The sequence below is a fragment of the Streptomyces sp. NPDC057474 genome (genome assembly GCF_042802555.1).
In the GTDB taxonomy this organism is placed as follows: Bacteria; Actinomycetota; Actinomycetes; order Streptomycetales; family Streptomycetaceae; genus Streptomyces.
Genome location: NZ_JBHVDX010000001.1, coordinates 147170 through 167479 on the forward strand (window position 1 = coordinate 147170; position 20310 = coordinate 167479).

Sequence of the window (20310 nt, forward strand, 5' to 3'; positions counted from 1 at the left end):
TCCGATAAGCGGATGTCCAGGGCGCGAGTGAGGCCAGCGTGGTGCGGTCCGACGGCGAGCCGGTACTCACGGGACGTGCGACAGACGGCACGGGCCCCACCGTTTTCCGTGAGCGGTTTCTGCAGGGAGAGTCGCTGGAGACGGGCGTGCGTACGTCGATCCTGAGCTCCTGGCAGCGGTGCCGTTCCCTGGGGCTCTCGCCGGACCGCTCCGACCTCCCTTTCCAGGGCGACTTCGACCGGAACGACCGGGTCGCCCGCGCGGCCGTGCCGGTGCTGGACCGGCTGGAGTCCAGGTTCGCAGGCAGCTCGATGAACATCTCCGTCGCCGACGCGAACGGCACGGTGCTCCTGCGCCGCTTCGGAGAGGCGTCGCTGGCCAGAGGGCTCCCGGACATCCAGACCGTCCCGGGGTTCGTGTTCGCCGAGCGGTTCGCCGGCACCAACGGCATCGGTCTCGCCCTGGCGGAGCGGCGGCTGATCCGGGTCTACGGTGCCGAGCACTTCGCCGAACGCTCCCAGGCCAGCGCCTGCCGCGCGCTTCCCGTGCGCGATCCGCTCAGCGGCCGTATCGAAGGTGTCCTGTGCTTCGGATATCCGCGCGGCTTCGAGAATCCGGCGCTGTCCACGGTGATACGCAAGGCGGCCGCGGCCATCGAGCGGCGGTTGCTGGGGCAGAGCTCCGCGCGTGAGCGCTCCCTGCTGCAGGCGTACCTGGACGCCGGGGTCGAGGCCGGCGCGGGCCCGCACCACAGCGTCGGGGTCGACGAACTGGCCCTCGGGCTGCGCCCCGTCGACCGGGCGACCCTCCTGGAGAAGGCCGCCGAGCTGATCTCCCGCGCGCAGCGGGCCGCCGTCGAGGTCCCCCTGGCGGACGGCCGACGGGTCACGCTCGTGAGCCGCGCGATGACCAGTGCCTCCGGGGTGGAGGGCATCGCCGTCGAGGCCGTCGTTCCCGGCCGTCCAGGGCACGGGCCCCTCGCCGCCGCCCGCCTGGTCGAGCCGGTGCTGAGCCTCCCCGTCGAGGCCGCGGAACGCATCGCGCCCATCGACACCGCGGTCGTCCGGCCCTTCCGGAGCACCCCCCTGGCCGCAACGCCCGGCCCGCTCTCCGCCGTCCCGGCCCCCGGTCACCTGCGCGACGCCGCACCACCCGGCAGGATCACCGCGGGCGTCGACGGCGTCACGACCGACGGCCTCAGCGCCGGTGCCCAGCCCACCGCCGAAAGCCTCCTGCCCGCTGCCGACGGCGTCCCGTCCGCTGCCGAAAGCCTCCTGCCCGCTGCCGACGACGTCCCGTCCGCTGCCGACGGCGACCCGTCCACCGCCGACGGCCCGCCCGGCGGCGGTCCCGGCTCCCCGGCTCCCGAAAGAGGTCTCCTGATGGTGGGGGAGCCCCACGTCGGCGCCTACGCCCTGGCCGCGCGCCGCCGTCTGGAGCTGCTGTCCGAGGCCAGCGCCCGTATCGGAACCACCCTGGACGTGCGCCGCACCGCCCAGGAACTCGCCGAGACGGCGGTCCCTCGCCTCGCCGACTTCGTCACCATCGACCTCGCCGAGCCCGTGCTGCGCGGCGAGGAGGCCGCGGACCCCCGCAGCGACCTGCGCCGCACGGTGGTCCACGGCCTCCGCGACGACCTCCCCTTCAGCCCGGTCGGCAAGCAGGTCGACTACGGCCCTACCGTCCCGCAGCTGCGCTGTCTGACCAGCGGGGAGGCGGTGCTGGAACCGGACCTGAAGGCGGCCGCGGGCTGGCTCGCGCAGGACCCCGAGCACACCGACCGGCTGCTGAGCCACGTCCACTCCCTCATCGCGGTGCCCCTGGTCGCCCGCGGCGTCGTCCTGGGCGTCGCCGCCTTCTACCGCGCGCAGGACCCCGCCCCCTTCGGGGACGACGACCGTTCGCTGGCCCAGGAGCTCGCCACCCGCGCCGCCCTGTCCATCGACAACGCCCGGCGCTACACCCGCGAACGCACCATGGTCCTGGCCCTGCAGCGCAGCCTGCTGCCGCAAGGGCTCCCCGACCAGGACACCGTCGAGGTCGCCCATCGCTACCTGCCCGCCGAATCCGACGTCGGCGGCGACTGGTATGACGTCATCCCGCTCTCCGGAACCCGTATCGGCCTCTTCGTCGGCGACGTCGTCGGCCACGGCATGCTCTCCGCCGCGACCATGGGGCGCGTGCGCACGGCCGCCCGCAGCTTCGCCGAACTCGACTTCCCGCCGGACGAGGTCCTCACCCACCTCGACAACCTCGTGGGACGACTGGACCGGGAGGACCCCGTCTCCGACGGCGGCGGCATCATCGGCGCGACCTGTCTTTACGCCGTGTACGACCCGACGTCGCAGCAGTGCACCCTGGCCCGCGCCGGCCACCCGCCGCCCGCCCTGGTCCAGCCCGACGGCACCGTGTCGTTCCCCGAACTGCCCGCCGGACCTCCCCTCGGCCTCGGAGGGCTGCCCTTCGAAGCCGTCGAGCTCCATCTGCCCGAGGGCAGCCAGCTGGTCCTCTACACCGACGGACTCATCGAGGACCGCAACCGCGATGTCGACGTGGTCCTCGACCAGTTGCGCGGCGCCCTGGCCCACCCCGGGCGCACCCCGGAGGAGACCTGCCGGGTGGTTCTGGACACCGTGGCACCCGCCCACCCGGGCGACGACATCGCCCTGCTCGTCGCCCGCACCCACGCCTTCGACCCGCGGCGGATCGCCACCTGGGAGCTGCCCGCCGACCCGGCCCGCGTCAGCGAGGTCCGCTCCGCCGCCCTCCGGCAGCTGGCCGACTGGGGGCTCGACGAGGCCGCGTTCGCCGCCGAACTGATGCTCAGCGAACTGGTCACCAACGCCATCCGCCACGGCGCCGGGCCCATCCGGGTACGGCTGCTCCGCGACCGCTCCCTGATCTGCGAGGTCTCCGACACCAGCAGCACCGCCCCGCATCTGCGTCGGGCGGCCACCACCGACGAGGGCGGCCGCGGCCTGTTCCTCGTCGCGCAGCTGTCCCAGAGCTGGGGTACGCGCTACACCCCGGAGGGAAAGGTCATCTGGGCCGAATGCGGGCTCGACGACGGCTGACGGGATCGACGCCCGGGCTGCGCACTGACCCGTTGGGGTCACAGAGGGTGGCTAAATGCCGCAAATAAAGTGATATAAGCAGTTAGTATCGCTGCCGCAAGTCGAAGTCGGGAAGAACTCGCCAGGCCGACCCCCGGAGCTGTCCGTGCACGACGCTCACGACACCTCTGCGCAGCCGGCCCCGCCCAGCGGGCCGGAACCGCTGGTCCGTGTCCGCGGCCTCACCAAACGATTCGGCGGAACCCTCGCACTGGCCGGTGTCGACCTCGACGTCCACGTCGGCAGCGTTCTCGCGCTGCTCGGCCCCAACGGAGCCGGGAAATCCACCCTCATCAAGATCCTCGCCGGCGTCGACCACGCCGACTCGGGCCGGATCACCGTGGACGGACACCCGCTCGGAAGCCACGCCACCTCCCACCACATGTCCTTCATCCACCAGGACCTCGGTCTCGTGGAGTGGATGACGGTCGCCGAGAACATCGCCCTGAACACCGGGTACGCGCGACGCGCAGGACTGATCTCCTGGCGGCGCACCCGGGACCGCTGCACCGAGGCCCTGGGGCTCGTCGGCGGACACCTCGACCCCGACGCGCCGATCGCCCACCTCGCCCCCGCCGAGCGGTCCCTGGTCGCCATCGCCCGCGCCCTGGCCACCCGGGCGAGGCTCATCGTCCTCGACGAACCGACCGCCCGCCTCCCCGCCGCGGACTGTGCCCGCCTCTTCCGCGTCCTGCACACCCTGCGCGACCGGGGCCACGGCATCCTCTACGTCAGCCACCGCCTCGACGAGGTCTACGAGGTCGCCGACACCTTCGCCGTCCTGCGCGACGGCCGCCTCGTCAGCCACGGTTCGACGGCGGGCCACAGCCCCGTCCGCCTGGTGCGCGACATCACCGGCGAGGAACCGGCCGGCCACCGCCCCGCCACGACACAGGCCGGCGGCCCGGCGGTCCTGGCCCTCGACGGCGTACGGACCTCCGGCGCGGGACCGGTCGACCTGGAACTGCGCGCCGGAGAGGCCCTCGGCCTGGTCGGTCTCTCGGGCGCCGGACACATGGACCTCGGCCGGGCCCTCGCCGGTGCCCGGCCCCTCCTCGGAGGACGGGTCCTGCTCGACGGCGGCCCGTACCGCCCCCGTACGGTCGCCGACGCCGTCGGACGCGGTGTCGCCTTCGTACCCGGAGACCGGCAGCGGGAGGGCTGCCTCGCCGAACTGACCGTACGGGAGAACCTCCTGGCCAACCCCCGCGCCGGAGGCGGGCCGAGGCCGCGCTGGATCGGCCCCCGCCGTGAACGCGCCGCGGCCGCCGCCCTGATCGAACGGTTCTCCGTGCGGCCCCGCGACAGCGAGGCGGCCATCGCCACCCTGTCCGGCGGAAACCAGCAGAAGGTCATGATCGGCCGCTGGCTCAGGACCGGTCTGCGCCTGCTGATCCTGGAGGAGCCGACGGCGAGCGTGGACGTCGGTGCCAAGGCGGCCATCCACCGCCTGCTCGACGAGGCGCTGGCCGGCGGCCTCGCGGTCCTCCTCCTCTCCACCGACTTCGAGGAGATCGCGGGCGTGTGCGGGCGCGCCCTGGTCTTCGTCCGCGGAGCCGTGACGGCCGAGCTGAGTGGTCCGGCCCTCACGGTCGCGGGCCTGACCCGGGCGGCCTCGGCCATGCCCCCCTCCGGCACCACGACGAACCCGTGACCGCCCCGCCCACCCCGTCCGCACCGCGCCCGCGCCCGAGTCGACCGCGCCCGCCGAGCCGGCCCGGCCTCCTCGGCGGGCGCGGCGGACACTTCATCGGCGCCTACGGCCTCCTCGTCCTCACCGCCCTGCTCGTCCTGATCTTCTCCCTGACCCTGCCGCGCACCTTCCCCACACTGGACACCGTCGACTCGATCCTCTCCACCCAGTCGATCCCGGCCGTCCTCGCGCTCGCCGCCATGATCCCCATCGTGACCGGCGCGTTCGACCTCTCCATCGGCTACGGCCTCGGCCTCGCGCACGTCATGGTGCTGTACCTCGTCGTCGACGCCGGCTGGCCCTGGCCGCTCGCCTGTCTCGCCGTGATCGTCGGAGGGACGGTCGTGGGCGTCCTCAACGGCGTCATCGTCGAGTTCGGCCGGATCGACTCCTTCATCGCCACCCTCGGGACCGGCAGCATGATGTACGCCGTGACCGGCTGGATCACCGACGGCGGCCGGATCGTCCCCGGCCCCCAGGGCCTCCCGCCCGCCTTCACCGACCTCTACACCTCCACGTTCCTCGGCCTCCCGGTCCCCGCCTTCTACGTGCTGGCGCTCACGGTCGCCCTCTGGCTGGTGCTGGAGCGGCTGCCGATCGGCCGCTACCTGTACGTCGTCGGGTCGAACCCGCGCGCCGCCGACCTCGTCGGTATCCCCGTCCGCAAGTACACCGTCTGCGCCTTCGCCGCGTCGGGCCTGATCGTCGGCTTCGCCGGGGTGCTGCTCGCGGCCCAGCAGCAGATCGGCAATCCGAGCGTCGGACTCGACTATCTCCTGCCCGCCTTCGTCGGGGCCCTCCTCGGCTCCACCGCGATCAAACCCGGCCGCCCCAACGCCCTGGGCACCCTCGTCGCCGTCGCCGTCCTCGCCGTCGGCCTCACCGGCATCGCCCAGCTGGGCGCCGACTTCTGGATCGTGCCCCTGTTCCACGGCGGCACCCTGCTCCTCGCCGTCGGCCTGGCCGGATACGCCGCCCGCCGCCGGGTGCACACCGGCGTCTTCGCGGCCCGCGACGCGCCCCCCGTGACACCGGAGCCGCCGCCCACCCCGCCGCCGGGCGGTACTCCATGACCCCAGTCGCGCGCACCGCCGCCGCGCCCCGGCCGCGTTCTCCCGCTCGTCCCTCCGCGAGGAGTCTCCGTGCACCACAAACGCAAGACCGACTCCGGCGCTTCGAGAGCCCGGTACGCGGTGACCGCCCTGCTCACCGTGACCACCGCCCTGCTCGCCGGCTGCGAACGCGGATCATCGACTGACCCGGAGGAATCCGCCTCGGGCAGGAGCGGCTGCCCCGAGGCCCACGCCGAGGCCCGGGCCGCCGTCAGCCGGGCGGAGCGGACCGACGTCCCCTGGAACGGCCCGACCACCGGCCCCACGGCGGTCACAGGGAGAACCATCGTCTACGTCGCCCAGACCATGACCAACCCCGGAGTCGCGGGAGCCGCCGAGGGCGTCCGGGAAGCCGCGCGGGTCATCGGCTGGAACGTCCGGGTGATCGACGGCGGCGGCACCCCCGCCGGCATCCAGGCGGCGATGAGCGAGGCCGTGACCCTCCGGCCCTCCGGCATCGTCATCGGCGGCTTCGACCCCAACGCGACCTCGCAGCAGATCGCGCGAGCCGATCGGGCGGGCATCCCCCTCATCGGCTGGCACGCGGTCGCCGCACCCGGCCCCAGCCGACGCCCCTCCCTCTTCACCAACGTCACCACCCAGGTCGAGGACGTGGCCAGGATCAGCGCGCAATGGGTCATCTCGACCTCCAACGGCGACGCCGGGGTCGTGATCTTCACCGACGCCTCGATCCCCTTCGCCAAGAACAAGTCCGACCTGATCAGAAAGGAGCTCGCCACCTGCGCGGGCGTGAAACTCCTGTCGTACGAGAACATCCCGATCTCCGACGCGAGCAGCCGCACGCCCCGCGAGGTCTCCTCGCTCCTCTCCCGCTTCCAGAGCGGCTGGACCCACTCCGTCGCCATCAACGACCTGTACTTCGCGGATGCCGCGCCCGCCTTCCGCGCGGCCGGCAAGGACGGCTCGGGCCCGCCGTTCAACATCGGCGCCGGAGACGGCGACCCCTCCGCCTTCCAGCGCGTCAACAGCGACCAGTACCAGGCGGCCACCGTCCCCGAGCCGCTCTCCCTGCAGGGCTGGCAGATCATCGACGAGTTCAACCGCGCCTTCTCCGACCGCCCGGCCAGCGGCTACGTGGCCCCCGGCCACATCAGCACGGCCGACAACAGCGACGGCGCAACGAGCTGGGACCCGTCGGGCTTCCGGGAGGGGTACCGGAAGATCTGGGGCAAGTGAGACCGCAGCCGAGCCCTCATCGGACAGCCCTCATCGGACAGCCCGCATCGGACAGCCCTCATCGGACAGTCCTCATCGAATCAGGACGCCGCGTCGGTCACAGACGAAGGACGATCAGCGCCGTGTCGTCGGTGTTGCCGGAGGGCGGAAGGAGATCGGCCAGGAGGGCGTCGGCCAGGGTCTCGGGGTCGTGCTTCCGGTGGTGGGCCAGGGAGCCGGCGAGGCGCTCCAGACCCGTGTCGATGGCCTCGGTGCGGCGTTCGATCAACCCGTCCGTGTACAGGACCAGGGTGGAGTCCTCGACGAAGGGCATGCGGGCCTGGGGGCGGGCGGCGTGGGTGGGTCGGGCGGCGAGCGGAGGGTCGGTGGCGCGGTCGAGGAAGGTGACGGTGCCGTCGGGGTGCACGAGGGCGGGCGGCGGGTGGCCCGCGCAGCTGTAGGTGATGGTGTGGCCGGCCCAGTCGATGAAGGTCGTCACGACCGTGGTCGACTCGGCGCCCTCGACGGAGCGGGCGTAGAGGTCGAGGGCCTCCAGAGCCTGGGCCGGACCGTCGGCGACGCGGGTGGCCCCGCTCAGGGCGCTGCGCAGCTGCCCCATGGCGCAGGCGGCCGCCAGGCCGTGGCCCACGACGTCGCCCACGGCCACCGCGAGGCCCTCGCCGGGCAGGCCGACCAGGTCGTACCAGTCGCCGCACACGTTCAGCGCGCCGATGGCCGGCCGGTAGCGCACGGCCGCGTCGTGCGGCCCGGTCGGGCCGGGCGGGGGCAGCATCGCCGCCTGCAGGGCCAGGGCCACCTCGCGCTCGTGGGCGTGCGCCGTGCGAAGCCGTTCGTTGACCTCCTGCAGTTCCCGGGCGTGGGTGTACAGCTCGGCCTCCAGCACCCGGGCCCGGCTGTCGCCGCCCGGGCCGCCCCGGGCGCGGATGAGTTCGGTGACCTCCTCCACGCGGTGGACGATCAGGGCCACCTTCCCGTCGGGGCCGAGGACGGGTGCGTTGACCGGGCTCCAGTAGTGCTCCTGCCAGAGACCGGGGCGCTGCCGGTCCTCGATGTCGTAGCGGAGCAGTGCCATCGTGTCGCGCTCACCGGTGGCCACCGCGCGCAGCATCGACGCCTCGGTCTCCCGCATGCCGGCCGCGGCCGGTTCGTTCGGGTTCTCGGGGAAGACGTCGAAGATGTAGCGGCCCAGCAGCTGCTCGCGGGTCCGCCCGGCCAGCCGCAGGAAGTCGTCGTTGGCGTCGACGTACACCAGGTCGGGCGTGAGCAGCGCCACCATGCCGGGCAGAGCCCGGAAGACCTCCGCATAGTCGATATGCGGTTCCCTCATGTCCAGCCTGCCTTGGCGCCGAGCGTCGGTGTGCTGTTCCACGATAGGCGTGAACCGGCCGCGGGGCCCGACAGATCCGCAGCTTCGGCACCGACCTTCTCCCGACCTTCGACTCCGGACGCCCCGTGCCCCTCCGCCGGCACCTGACACCGGCCGCCTTCCGAGCCTCTGAGCAGCCGCGGGTACCCGCCCAGGGGTAGGACCGAAAGAGTGAAGCTCCAAGAGCGGCCCGAGCTGTCCGACGGAGAAGCTCAGGCATCCCCGGGTATCTCGGGGGTCCCCTCCGATCAACTGGCTCATTCGCTGACCGTCGGCTGCCCAGCTGGTAATCCATCCCGGCCGATCGCATCACCAATTGCCGGCCGGTCGCCCCCCTGCCTGGGACTGTCGCGCTTCGCGCGTCGAAAAGGTCGGGGATCAAACTGGTCAGTTCCAGTGACGCGCTCTCGGCTGAAATCTATCTTCTGCTCGAACTTGCGAACAGTGTTCTATTTTGCGAACCGTGGCCGTCAAAGGGGACAGCCCGTGTTCGGCTCACGCCACTGGCTCGCTCCTGAGAGCAGTTCTGTTGGCCCTCTTCGCTGTCTTCGTCACCCCGCCCGCCGCTGCAGGGTCTCGGTCGCCGCCACCCTCGGGCGGAATCCGCAGCTCCTCGGCCCGAAGGCAGGCGATTGCTGCGGATCATCCGCAGGGGCACCGGTTCGGTGGTGACCCGGCGGCGGGCCCACAAGGCGCTGCTATCCGCGCAGGGCAGGCCCGTGGCGAAGATCGCCGAGGTGACGTTCACCAGCCCGGACCGGGTCCGGGACGTGATCCACAACTGCACCACCGACGGTTTCGACTCGCTCTACCCGAAGCACAAGGGCAGCCGGCCGAGAACCTTCACCCTCCCCGAGCGCCGGGAGATCAAGAAGATCGCGAAGTCGAAGTCGGCCAGGCACAATCCGCCGTTCTCGACCTGGAGCCTGGCCAAGCCGCCGGACTTCCTGGTCGCCTTCACTCTGTGTTGCCTGCACCGTCATGAGCATGGTGCGTTCTCATGGACTACTGAACGGGATCATGCCGACTCCGGCCACCCGCACCCTGTCAGCCATGCCAACTCCCCTGCAGCAGGTGGGATCTGACCTCGTTCTTGAGGACCTTGCCGACCTTCGAGGTGGGCCAGTGGCCCGGACGCCGGCCATCACAGCCTGGGTACCGTGCCGCGCGGGGGCGCCCTCGGGGATCGGCCGGGTCATGCCCGCCGTCTCCAGTACGGTTCCGCGATGGTGCCCAGAGTCATTCAAGGGGGTCGAACACAGTCTCGGCGGCTTCCTGGCGCTGGGCGCGGTTCGCCGATCAGGAGAGTTGGCGAAGCCTCGCACATCATGAGGATTGTCGATGAGCAGCCCGGTCCGGTGTGGGAAGGACCGACGGCGTGCCCACCGTTGCCGTCTGGGTGACCGCTTGCGGCGTAGGGGAGGTGGGCGGCGGTGCGAGGTCGGTTCCGTAGACGACAACGATCTGCGAGCCGGGTATAACGACGAACCGCGCCGGATGGTGGAGCCTGCCTTTTCCGGTCTGGGTGACCGCAAGCGGCCACTGGAGTACGAGGTCGCCCTCACTGAGCAGCTCGTGCTCGCCGTCCAGACTCAGCAGCTTTCCCTCCCAGAGCCGTCCGTCGGTCAACTGCACGGCCAGCCAGAGGGAGTGTCCCGGCGCGGTCAGTTCGACGGCTCTGCGCATCGGGGAATACGGGGTGTGCCGGGTCGCCGTGCCGCGGTGCCGGGCAATGACCAGTCCTCCAGTCGCCGCGCAGATCACGCCCACCGCGAGCGTGAGGGCGCCCGAGGACATGGCCTGCCAGGGATGACGGCTGAGGTACGAGGTCCCCGTGAGCAGTCCTTCGAGCGGCAGCAGCGCTGTCCAGTGCGGGGCCAGCAACAGAGCCGTCAAGGCCCCTCCGGCACTGCTCATGGTTCCCACGCACACAAGGTCCACGAGCTCCAGGAGGGGACTGCGCCGGCGCCGGGGCAGACGCACCTCGACGATACGCACGTAGACATAGCCGGGTGCGGCTGAGAAAAGCAGAACGATGAGCGCGACAAAACTGGTCGGCATCTCTCCCGGTACCTGGCCCCTCTGCTCGACGTTCTACCGGCCGGTCAGTTCGTACCGGCACCGGAAGCGGCGTCGCCGTTCCCGGCGTCAGGCCCGTCGCCGCTCGGCTGCGGTTGCCGCAGGAGTTGTGCGTCAGGGCTGCGGAACGGATCCGGGAGCCCGGCAGGGCCTGGATCCTCCTCGGCCGGCATGTCGACACCCCTCGCGTCCCCTCCCGTGTCGTCGCTCAACTCGTGTCGATGCACGAGGTCCTGGAGATCCTCATGCGTTTCGAGGAGTTGCCCGAGCCGTTCGTCGAAGTCCTGGTCGTCCAGGTGGGCGGAGCCTCCGTAGAACGTGGCCAGCGCCGCTCGGGTCGACGCGGCCAGGTCGTGCCAGCCGGGGCTGTGGGCGGCGGCTCGGACCCGCGCGTCGGCGACGGTGCGCGGAGGTCCGAGAAAGGACGGATCGGGGGAATCGGAACGGCTGGATCGCACGGTTGCTGATACCTCCGGAGGGCTGGTCCATGGCTGACTGGTCATCTTGTCAGCGACAGCTGCCGAGTTGACCGCCTTTTCCGTGCCTTCCTGGGCATAAATCATTCATCGTTACGTAATGTGGAGGATGAGAACGCGACTGGATCCGGCCGTCCGGAGACGTCACCAGGCGCGAGGCCCGGGCAGAGGAGCACGGTGGTCGGGGATGGCATGCCCGGTGAGTACCGGGACTTCACCATACGCCTGGAAAAGACGCGGAGCGGGACGAACAGGATCGGGTTCGACATCTGTGCACCGGGGGTTCGGGAGCCGGCGAGCGTCTCGGTCGACGTGGCCCGACAGGTGGCCAGGGAGTTCGTCCAGCGCGCGTCCAAGGACGATGGCCTGGCCTTCGACATGGGGAACAAACTTCTTCCTGGAGCCGTGGGGGAGCTCTTCCGGCGTACCCTCGCCGACAGCGCGACAGGGCGGCCCGGAGTCCGGTTGTGCATCGAGACCGACAGCCCGGAACTGGCCGCGGTTCCCTGGGAGATCAGCTGTGTACGAACCGGGGGACGGGGGATCGCCGAGGAAAGGGAGTACCTGTTTCTCATACCCCGGGTTTCCGTGGTTCGCCGACCCCTCGTCCAGGTCGGCAAGGCGCCGCCCACGGACCAGCCCGCCGGGGCAGTAGTCCTGAGCACCGCCCTGGACCTGTCCGATCCGGACGCAGCGTTCGGCCTGCCTGTCCGGGACGCGAACCCCCTGGGGCACGGCTCGGTGGGAAAGCTCAGGGACGCGGGCAGACGACTCGTGGATCTCGGGCTCGAGGTCATACCGCCCAAGGACCCGGTCAGTTGTGCCGAGCTGCGCAACGAACTCGGTTCGCCCACTTCGGTGTTCTGTTTCGGGGGCCACGGAACCCCGGAGGGGATCGTGCTGGCCGGGCCGGAGGGCCGAGCGGCCCCGATGCTGATGCCCGCGGAGGAACTCGCCGAACTGCTCCGGGGAGCGGGCGTGCGGGTCGCCGTACTCATCGCCTGCCACACGGCCACTGAGCTGACGGCGGGCTCCTCGGCCGCGAACGAGGGCTGGGCGAGTGTCGCGGCGACCCTCGTGAGGGGCGGAGTGCCCTGGGTCATCGGCATGCGGGGCATGGTCGCGGAGAACACTGCGGCCGAACTCACCCGCGAGTTCGTGCACGGACTCGCCGTGGACGGCTCTGTCGACAACGCGCTCGCGCGGGCCCGGCGCCGGTTGCCGTCCGGTGGGTGGCTTCCCGTGCTGTACAACGCCAGTCAGGAGCGGGAGACGGAGGTCCTGCTTCGGCGACGCCCGTCGGACCAGGAAGCGGGACCGCGCGCGCTCAGGGCGTTCCCGGTCGTGCCAGGGGGTTCGGGCGACGTCCGGCGGCTCCCTTGCGACAACGGTCCATGCCGTCTCGATGTGTTGTGGGGGCTGGACCGGGGCCCGTTCCGCGGCGTGCTGGCCGACCGCTCGGGAGCCGATCTCGTCGGGGAACTCAAGGAATTGGAGGAAGGGGCGCTGCGGTCGGTGACCCAGCGGTCGGAGGACCGGCCGGCCCTGGGGCAGGAGGCGAACGCGGACTCGCTGTTACCGCGGCGGGGGTGGTACGAGGTGCGGTGCGAGGACGTCGAGACGCCTCGGTCTCTGGAGGCCCTCAGGGCCCGGGTCACGCACAGCCACGGGTGGACGACCCGCCTTGCGCGGGACCCGGGCGGCTCCGCGATGGGGTTCGTGGTGCGCTGTGCGGTGCCGATCCATGACCCGGACGCCGAGTTGCGAAACGGAGCCGCCGCCGGCCACTTGCGTCGGGCGGCGGAACTCGCGGGAGCGATCGGCTCGCTGCTGCCCGACGCGGCGCTGATACTCCAGATCACCGCGCAGGGCGAGGAAGCCTTGCGAGGGAACGACGAGAAGGCCTTGCTGAAGGTCGCTGAAGCGGCCGGTCGGCTGCTGCCCCCGCGCGACGACGGCTCGGGCATCGCACCGACGGTACTGACCCGTGTGCGGTGGGGAGACGCCGCGTGTCAGGACCACACGGAGTCGGAACCACAGGCGGGCCGCGCCGCCCAGGACTCCGCGGACCCTGAGGCTTCCGAGCTGCTGCTGGGCTACGGTCGGGAACAGGGACGGCGGAGTGCGGCCGATCAGCGGTTGGAGGAGGCCAGGCGACTGCTCGAGAAGGCCGCCGCAATGAGTCCCAGTCCACTCAACGACCCGCAATTCCTGGCCGACTTGTTCCGGACGGACACACGTCCCGCCGTAGTGGCACGGCTCAGCGTTCTGGCCCGGTGGGAGGACGACGAGGCGCTGTACGCCTCCCTTGCCGTCGCCGCCACCAGGGAGGAACACCTGGCAGTCTGGCTGGAGGCCGCGGAAGGGCGTCCGACGCTGGCGGGCGAACCCGCAGGGCCGCCGCCCCCGGCGGGTGAACCCGCCAAGAGCATCCGTCCGATCGACCCCGGTCGGCTGCCGCCCGCACTGTTCCCCGAGCCCGTCGTGACCTGCGTGGCACTCGGGCTCCTCCGACGCGGAGACGACCCCGCGCGTGCCGTGCCGTCGCCGGACTGGGACGGGCTGGTCCGCCCGGACCTGCGCGAGGTCTTCGCGTATCTGAGGTCCGCACCCGAAGGACCGGACACGGAGGCTCGCCGCAGGGCCGATCGGGAGTTCCTGCTCGGCCTCGACACCTACGCGGCCGCGGTGACCGCACTGCGGTCCCGTGTCGGCCGGACCGTCACGATCGCCGAACTGGCCATCGGGGGACGGCTTTCTCCGGCCGGCTGGGCCGCCCTCACCTCGCGCCCGCTGGACACGGAGTCGGTACGGCTGCTGAGCGAAGAACCCGCGGACTGGATGCGGCGAGCCGTCGGCTTCCACCGAGTACGGTCCGAACCCGACGGCCACATCCTCCGTTTCGCCGAGGGCCTCCGCCGTGCGCTCCTCACCCCGCACCCTCCTCTCGCGCCCACCATCTGACCGGACTGCACACGCTCACCGTCCGCCCTTACCTCCCCCGCACCCCCTCCGGTCCGTCCCTCCGTCGCCGCCCCGCACTGAAACACGAGGAGAGTCCGTGCTCGCCGCCTGGTACTTCTGTTCCTGTCTCGGTCTCACCATCCGGCAGAGCGCCGACTACCTCGACATCGTCGAGATCCTGCGCTCCAAGAAGAGCCACCCGGACCATCTGGCCGCCGCCGTCGAAAAACTGGCGGAGTGCGAGCCCGCCCTGCGTCTGCACGGACTCGTGTACGTCCTCACGGCGCCCCGGCGCGCGGAGTTCGGCCCCGACGCGCTGTCCGCCGCAGCCCGTCTCTGCGACGGACTAGCCGAGTGGGCCGTACCCGCGGAGCCGGAAGCCAGACAGGCGCTGGGCGGCCTGCTCAAGGAAGCCCTGGGTGCCTCCCGGGACCGGGGATTCGTCGAACGGGTCGAGGAAGTACTGCGAGGCTGCCCGCCACGGGTTTCCGTCGCGACGGAAGCCGTCCCTTACCAGGACCCCGGCGACACCCTGCGGGAAACCCTCGCGCTCACTCTGCTGGTGGCTGCCGTCCCGGAGGAGGCGGCGGACGTCGCCGCGCTCTGCGTGGGTGACGACCGCCCCGACGTCGTCACCTACGCGCTGGCGAACCAGCTGGGCCGGCTGCCCCTGCTGCTCGCGCTCGACGCCGTACTCGCCTCGTCCCCCGAGGAGGCGGACGACATGGTGCGCGCGGCCGTCCGGCGCGCGGGCCGGGGCTCGGCAGACCTCGAACCCGATCTCCTGACAGCTCTCGCCCGGTCCTGGTTTCCCCTCTCCTCTCCGGACCAGGACGCCATGGCCGTCGCCGACCAGGAGGACTGGGCCTCACCGGACCCGGAGGGCCTCGCGGAACGGTTCGAGAACGAACTGGGCACCGGACTGCTCCTGCGGGGCTGGGCCGGGATCGGAAGCGGAGCCCGATCGGGACACTCGACGCGTGGTGAAGTGCTCACCCGGCTGGGCTGCGAGTCCGACGACATCGCCGCCGAGCGTGTGCCCACCGCGTTGTGGCAGCTCGTTCTGTGGGAACTGTTCGCCGAGCATGATCCGGTGCGGGCGCTGGCGTCGGCGGCGCGATGGTGGGGCGCACCCGCGAAGCACGAGAAGCGGACCCTGCCCGACGGCGCCCTCGCGGTCCTGGCGTCCACCGCGGCGACCGACTCCGAAAGGCAGACGGCTGTCGAGTGGATCGGCACCATGGTGAGGGGAGGGCTCCGGCCGGGAGCGGAACCCGCGGTCACCCGACGGGACGATCCGAACGGCCTCCCGCCGTACCTGGTCTGCTCGCCGTGGATGTGGCGGCGCGACAACCGCTACTCGCTGGCCCGTTACCGAGGGGCCCCGGAGAACTTCCCGATCTGGTACGACGGTTGGGACGATCTCGATCTGCTGCGCGTCACGGCGCTGGCCCCGGTGGCGGTGCGACTCCTGCGTGAGGCCGATGCCCCGGACTCCGAGTCACTGACAGACCCCGCTGTGGCCTTCCTGTTCCACGCCAAAGACGTGTTCACCGACCCTCGTCGGCGCCTTTTCCTCATCTCGCTGCGCACCGAGTCACACCCCGAGAACCTCACGGTCCGCCCACCGCTGGCGGCCCTGATCCGTCACGCCCATCTGACTGTGGGACGCGCCGGCCGCGGTCTGTACCCCGAGATTCCCGTGTCGAGGTTCGCAGACTTCCTGGTCGGCGGTCCCGGCGATACTCACGGAACCTTCGACAACGGGCAGTGGAACCGGCTGTTCTCGCGCCCCGCTCTCAACGGCGCGCGTGACTGGATAACCGACTCCGCGTCCGGCGCCCGACGCGTCGGCAACGAGGAGAACGACGGGGCCGGCTGGTTCGACGGAAGCGTCCCCCACGCGCGCCGGGTGCTGACGGCAGCCGTCGGACGACTTCTCCCCCTGGACAGGGAGGAGGACCCGAAGAACCTGAAGAAAGCGGAGAAGAAGGGTTACGCCGCGCCGCGCACGCACATGTCCACCACGCCCTTCCTCGTATCGCTCGCGGGGGACTTCTCCCTCGACCTCGTACCGGAGGCCCGCGACGAGATCGACCGGGACTGGATGACCTCCTCCCGGCTGGAACAGTTGCTCGCCAAATACCGCTGGAACAAAGAAAGATCGGAGAAGGAGAACAGAACGACGGAGCCGGGGATTATCTCGGAAACCCTGCTCGTGGCCGACCGCTACCCCGCACTGCGGTGGCGGCACTACCAGGAGTCGATCGCCGAACTCGTTCCCGATCCGTACGACCCGCGGCAGTGGCAGCACAGCCGGGAGAACTTCGACAAGTTCCTGGAAACGATGGGCGCCGCCCCGTTGACGCTGCACACGCTGAGGCTGGCCGCGCTGCTGGACGCGGACAGCCTGGCCGACATCCCCGAGGGCGAGGAGTGGATCAGCTCCTGGCGGCGGATGATGGACGCCATCACACATCGGAGGCATCTGGGCCGCGTCATCCGCAGGGTGGCCCTGGAGATGTTCCGGACCCCCGACCATGGCGTCGACGCCCAGGACCGGGTCACGGGAGTGCTGGAGCGCGTTGTCGACAGCGTTGTGGCCTTCAGCGCCGAAGCCCCGCGATACTACCAACTGCTGCTGTCCGAGGAGGCGTTGAGACCCGGACCGAACGCGGTGGAACCGCTGCCGCCCGAAGGAATGAACCGGCTGCGGAAGCGGGCCGTGGAAGCCGTCCGGCGACGTCAGTGGCATGAGGACCGCACCCTCGAGCCGACGACCGGCCCGTGGGAGGTCATCCAACGGCGACGGTCCCGCGCCGAGATCGACGCCGAGGTCCGCGCTTTCGTCGCCGAGTCGGCCGTCATCAGCCTGACGTCCGACCCGGGGCAGACCTTGGGGCACGTCTTCGTCCGGGCGTGGGAGCAGCACGCGCTGAGTCCCACACAGCGTCCCGGCGACGAGCGGTCGGATCCCCGGCTGGTCGTCTCGAAAGGCTTGCGGCACCGGACCGGACAGTCGTGGTCGGGCCTCGCGCCGTGGAGACTGCGCTCCGCGCCGGGCGAACAGCCCACCGACCGGCCCACCGACCTTGTCCCGCTCGCCCCGGCCGAACGGCACGAGCTCCTCGCTGCCTGGCGGGCGATCCCGCTGCAGCGTCCCGTCCTCGGCATGGTCGCCTCTCGTGACGACGCGCACGGCATACAGATCAACTGGGGCGGCGGCTTCCCGGTGACAGCCGAGGACCGCGGGCGGCTGCGTGTCGGCGACCCCTGCGTGGTCCAGGTGCTGTGGGACGAGACGGACCAGGCCTGGCGGCAGGCAAGAGGCGACACGGCGTTGCCCGCGGGCCGCGCCGACCCGGTGGACGGCGAGGTGCGCGCCGCCCGGGTGACGTACGACGACGGACGGCCGCGGGTCATGGTGGACGGGGTCGTGGGCGACGTGCTCGACGGCAACGCCGTCGCCGCCACGCGCTGGGAACCGGACCTCTCACAGGTGCTCCCCGGACGGACCGCCCCTCCCTCCCCGGACGTCCAGTCGGAGACTCCCGCGCGGTGGGACGCCGCGACGGGCTGTTGGCTGCCCGTCGACCGCTCGCTGACGGAACTCGTCGCGAACGACCTTCCCTACAGGACGCCGGAGGGCCGGCCCGCCGGGGTCCTGGTCTACGCGGGCGAGGGAGAGCCGGACCGTCGGGAGGAACACGGGGCGCGACGCTTCTCGACCGTCACCGGCCGCACCTACCTGCTTCGGACCGACGACTGGCAGGACCCGGAAGCACTCGCGACCGCACTCGTCCCTCCGAAGCGGGCAGCGACCGCCGCCGACGTCGACGAGGCCGAGGAGCAGGAGCTGGCACCCGTCGCGGGCATGCTCGTCTACGTGACGCTGGGCGAGGGCACCGATCGACGGCTGAGGCTGCTCCAGGACCCGCCCGAGGGCACGCAGCCGCGCTGGCCGGGCCTTGCCCGGGGTGCGTGCCGTGACACCCGGAACCCGGACTGGCTGGGTCTCTTCGACGAACCGGAGTCCCGGCCGTGGCGGGCCACCATCGACACCGATGAGGACGGCGACACCCCCGCCCCCGGTACGACCCCCCTTTGGCGCGTGAGGGTCGACGACGTCACCGGCTATCCCGCGGGCGCCGGCTTCCCCCCTTCGGTGGTCGTCACGGGAGTCGAAGAAGGCGAGGGCAGGGAACGACTGTTCCGGCCGCGGCCCTGGGACGAGCGGGCCGCCCGGGCCGCCCGGGTGACCGGTGACCCGGTACGGGTCGAGCACCTCGACGACGCGGACCGTCCCCCGACCGGAGCGCGCTTCGACGAGTTCTGGCGCGTCGAGCGCGACGACGTGATCCCTGTCCGCTCGCTGGGCCGTTCCGGCTCCCGCGGGCCGACGACCGGCGCCTTCGCGGGGGCCGGCTTCCCGGTCCGGCTGGACCGCTCCGGGCTCCTCCTGGAGGAGGAACCGGTCGCCGGACTCATGGTCAGGGTGGAGCAGGTCGGGCCCGCACCGGAACGGCCCGCCCGGGACGCGGTGCCCCTCCGGGAGGCGGAGCTGGCCGCCCGCGTCGGGGCGGACTCGTTCCCTGCCGGCGAGGCCGAGGGCGTCGTCGTCAGGCTGGTACGCCCCGCCGACGGGGCAGTCACCTCGTACGGCGTCTGGCTGCGCGCACCGGGGGAGCGGCCGCGTCTCTGTGAGCTGCCGGCCACGGCCTTCCGCGCGCAGGTGACCGACATCGGCACCACATTCCGCGGGACACGCGCGCAGGACAGCTGGCTCTTCACCCCGCGCCAGGTGTCCGGCACCCCGCTGTACCAGGTGAGTGAGGCGGTGTCGGAGCCCGGGGAGCCATGGCAGTTCCAGGCGCTCGTCCGCCGCCAGGGACACCGGGATCTCGCGCTGTACATGCGGCGGGACACGGGCGGCATCGTCATGGCTCCGCCCCCGGCCCGGCGTCCCCGCGCCCGGATCACCGTGCGCACCACCCTCGGCACGCGCTTCGTCGGGGCCGGCCAGGTGTCCTTGTCACTCGTGGTCGCGCGCATCGGGGCATCCCACGCGGTGGGCACGCTGCCCGTCTTCCTGACTGGAAAGAGCGTCGTTACCGGCAAGGCCGTGGTGACCGGCACATACTTCGTCCTCACGTCCGGCGGTCGGCCCGAGGACGGGGCGGCCGGTACGGGCCTGACCGGGTTCCGGCGGTGCTTCGACGTCGGCCCCGGCACCCGGCCCGCTCCGCGGAACACCTCCCCCCGACCGCGCACCCAGGAGGATCTCTGGCGCCAGGCGGCCGCCGAGGGCCGGCCCCGCACCGAAAGGGGAGAGGTCCGGGCCGGCGCGCTGCATGTGGCCGGGCACCGAATCCCCCTGCTCCCGGGGGACGCTCCCCTGGTCAGGGCCGTCCGGTACTCCTTCAACGACGTCAGGGCGCGGATCGTCGTGGAGGGCGGCGCCCTGATGGCTTCGACTGAGCAGGTGCCGCACTTCGACGCCGCCGGGTTCGCCCAGTACCTGACCGAGACGGCGTCCGTGCGGCGCGGACGCACCTATCTGCTGAGCCGTCTGCACTACGTGGGCGCCGACCGGCAGGACGGCGAAACGTGGTACCTCTTCGAGTGGGGACGCGGATACACGGTCCTGCTGCGGGCGGCGGAACTCACCTGCGATGGACAGCCCTGTGGCGAGCCGTTCCCGCTCTACCACGGCGACCGTCTGGCGGCAGTGAGGCTCCACCGGGCCCCCGGCTCACCTGGGGTCACGCTGGATTTCCGCAGGGACGACATCCGTATCCAGTCGGGCACCCGGGTCTACGGCGAGGCACGGTACGACCGCCTCGTCCACCAGATCACCGTCTTCGCCGATCCCCGCACGGGCGTGGTCCGGGTCAGGCGGGTCCGGCTGACGCCGCGCTACGAACCGCGGGCCGAGGAGTCGTTCCAGGACGCGCCGATCGCCGCCCACCTCACCAGGGCCGATCAGGAGAAGGTGCTGCGGCTGCTGGGCGACAGCGCCGCCGCGACGGAACTGAGCGTGCTGGCCCGCTTCGACCAGCGCGAGTACGACAGGAGCGAGGGCGACCGGCGCACCTTCCACTACGAGGAGCCCGGATTCGTCGGCGCGGGCGATTCCGGCGACCGGGTCTTCATGGTCGCCGCGGGTATCACGCGCGACGCCGACGGCACGTATCTCACCCTCGGCCTGCCGGACTCGGTCCGGCAGGCCGAGGGCACCGAACAGTCCGTACGCTGTCTCTTATACACAACGGACGCTGCCGACGCGCAGAGGGGTGAAGATCGCGGGGGT

9 protein-coding genes and 1 pseudogene are annotated in these 20310 nt (G+C 71.7%); 7 read left to right on the forward strand and 3 right to left on the reverse strand.

Annotation, left to right across the window (positions count from 1 at the left end; all coding sequences use genetic code 11):
* The first annotated feature begins 38 nt into the window (after positions 1-38).
* From ACFU53_RS00595 to ACFU53_RS00610, 4 genes are all read left to right on the forward strand, one after another.
* Positions 39-3074 (forward strand): SpoIIE family protein phosphatase, encoded by a 3036-nt coding sequence (locus ACFU53_RS00595; RefSeq protein ID WP_383984170.1) that lies wholly within the window; start codon positions 39-41, stop codon positions 3072-3074.
* 145 nt (positions 3075-3219) lie between these two features.
* On the forward strand, positions 3220-4767 hold the full coding sequence (locus tag ACFU53_RS00600; RefSeq protein ID WP_383984174.1) for a sugar ABC transporter ATP-binding protein: 1548 nt from the start codon (positions 3220-3222) through the stop codon (positions 4765-4767).
* Positions 4764-5879, forward strand: a complete 1116-nt coding sequence (locus tag ACFU53_RS00605; RefSeq protein ID WP_383984178.1) for an ABC transporter permease — start codon at positions 4764-4766, stop codon at positions 5877-5879. Before ACFU53_RS00600 ends, ACFU53_RS00605 begins: the two co-directional genes overlap by 4 nt.
* A gap of 69 nt (positions 5880-5948) precedes the next feature.
* Positions 5949-7115, forward strand: coding sequence for a substrate-binding domain-containing protein (locus ACFU53_RS00610; RefSeq protein ID WP_383984182.1), 1167 nt, complete (start codon positions 5949-5951; stop codon positions 7113-7115).
* A gap of 97 nt (positions 7116-7212) precedes the next feature.
* Here the strand turns inward: ACFU53_RS00610 and ACFU53_RS00615 are convergent, their stop codons facing one another.
* Positions 7213-8442, reverse strand: coding sequence for a PP2C family protein-serine/threonine phosphatase (locus ACFU53_RS00615; protein WP_383984185.1), 1230 nt, complete (start codon positions 8440-8442; stop codon positions 7213-7215).
* 605 nt (positions 8443-9047) lie between these two features.
* Between ACFU53_RS00615 and ACFU53_RS00620 the strand changes: the two are divergent.
* A pseudogene (locus ACFU53_RS00620) lies at positions 9048-9437 on the forward strand (hypothetical protein); the annotation flags it as partial.
* 370 nt (positions 9438-9807) lie between these two features.
* Here the strand turns inward: ACFU53_RS00620 and ACFU53_RS00625 are convergent.
* Positions 9808-10542 (reverse strand): DUF6338 family protein, encoded by a 735-nt coding sequence (locus tag ACFU53_RS00625; protein ID WP_383984188.1) that lies wholly within the window; start codon positions 10540-10542, stop codon positions 9808-9810.
* A 44-nt stretch (positions 10543-10586) separates the two neighbouring features.
* A complete protein-coding gene (locus tag ACFU53_RS00630; protein WP_383984191.1) occupies positions 10587-11018 on the reverse strand; it encodes a hypothetical protein in 432 nt (143 codons plus the stop codon).
* Positions 11019-11228: 210 nt separating this feature from the next.
* Between ACFU53_RS00630 and ACFU53_RS00635 the strand changes: the two genes are divergently transcribed.
* Complete coding sequence (locus tag ACFU53_RS00635) at positions 11229-14000, forward strand: CHAT domain-containing protein (protein WP_383984193.1); 2772 nt, start codon at positions 11229-11231, stop codon at positions 13998-14000.
* Between the two features lie 97 nt (positions 14001-14097).
* Positions 14098-20310 (forward strand): hypothetical protein (locus ACFU53_RS00640; RefSeq protein ID WP_383984196.1); only part of this gene is annotated, 6213 nt, incomplete at its 3' end.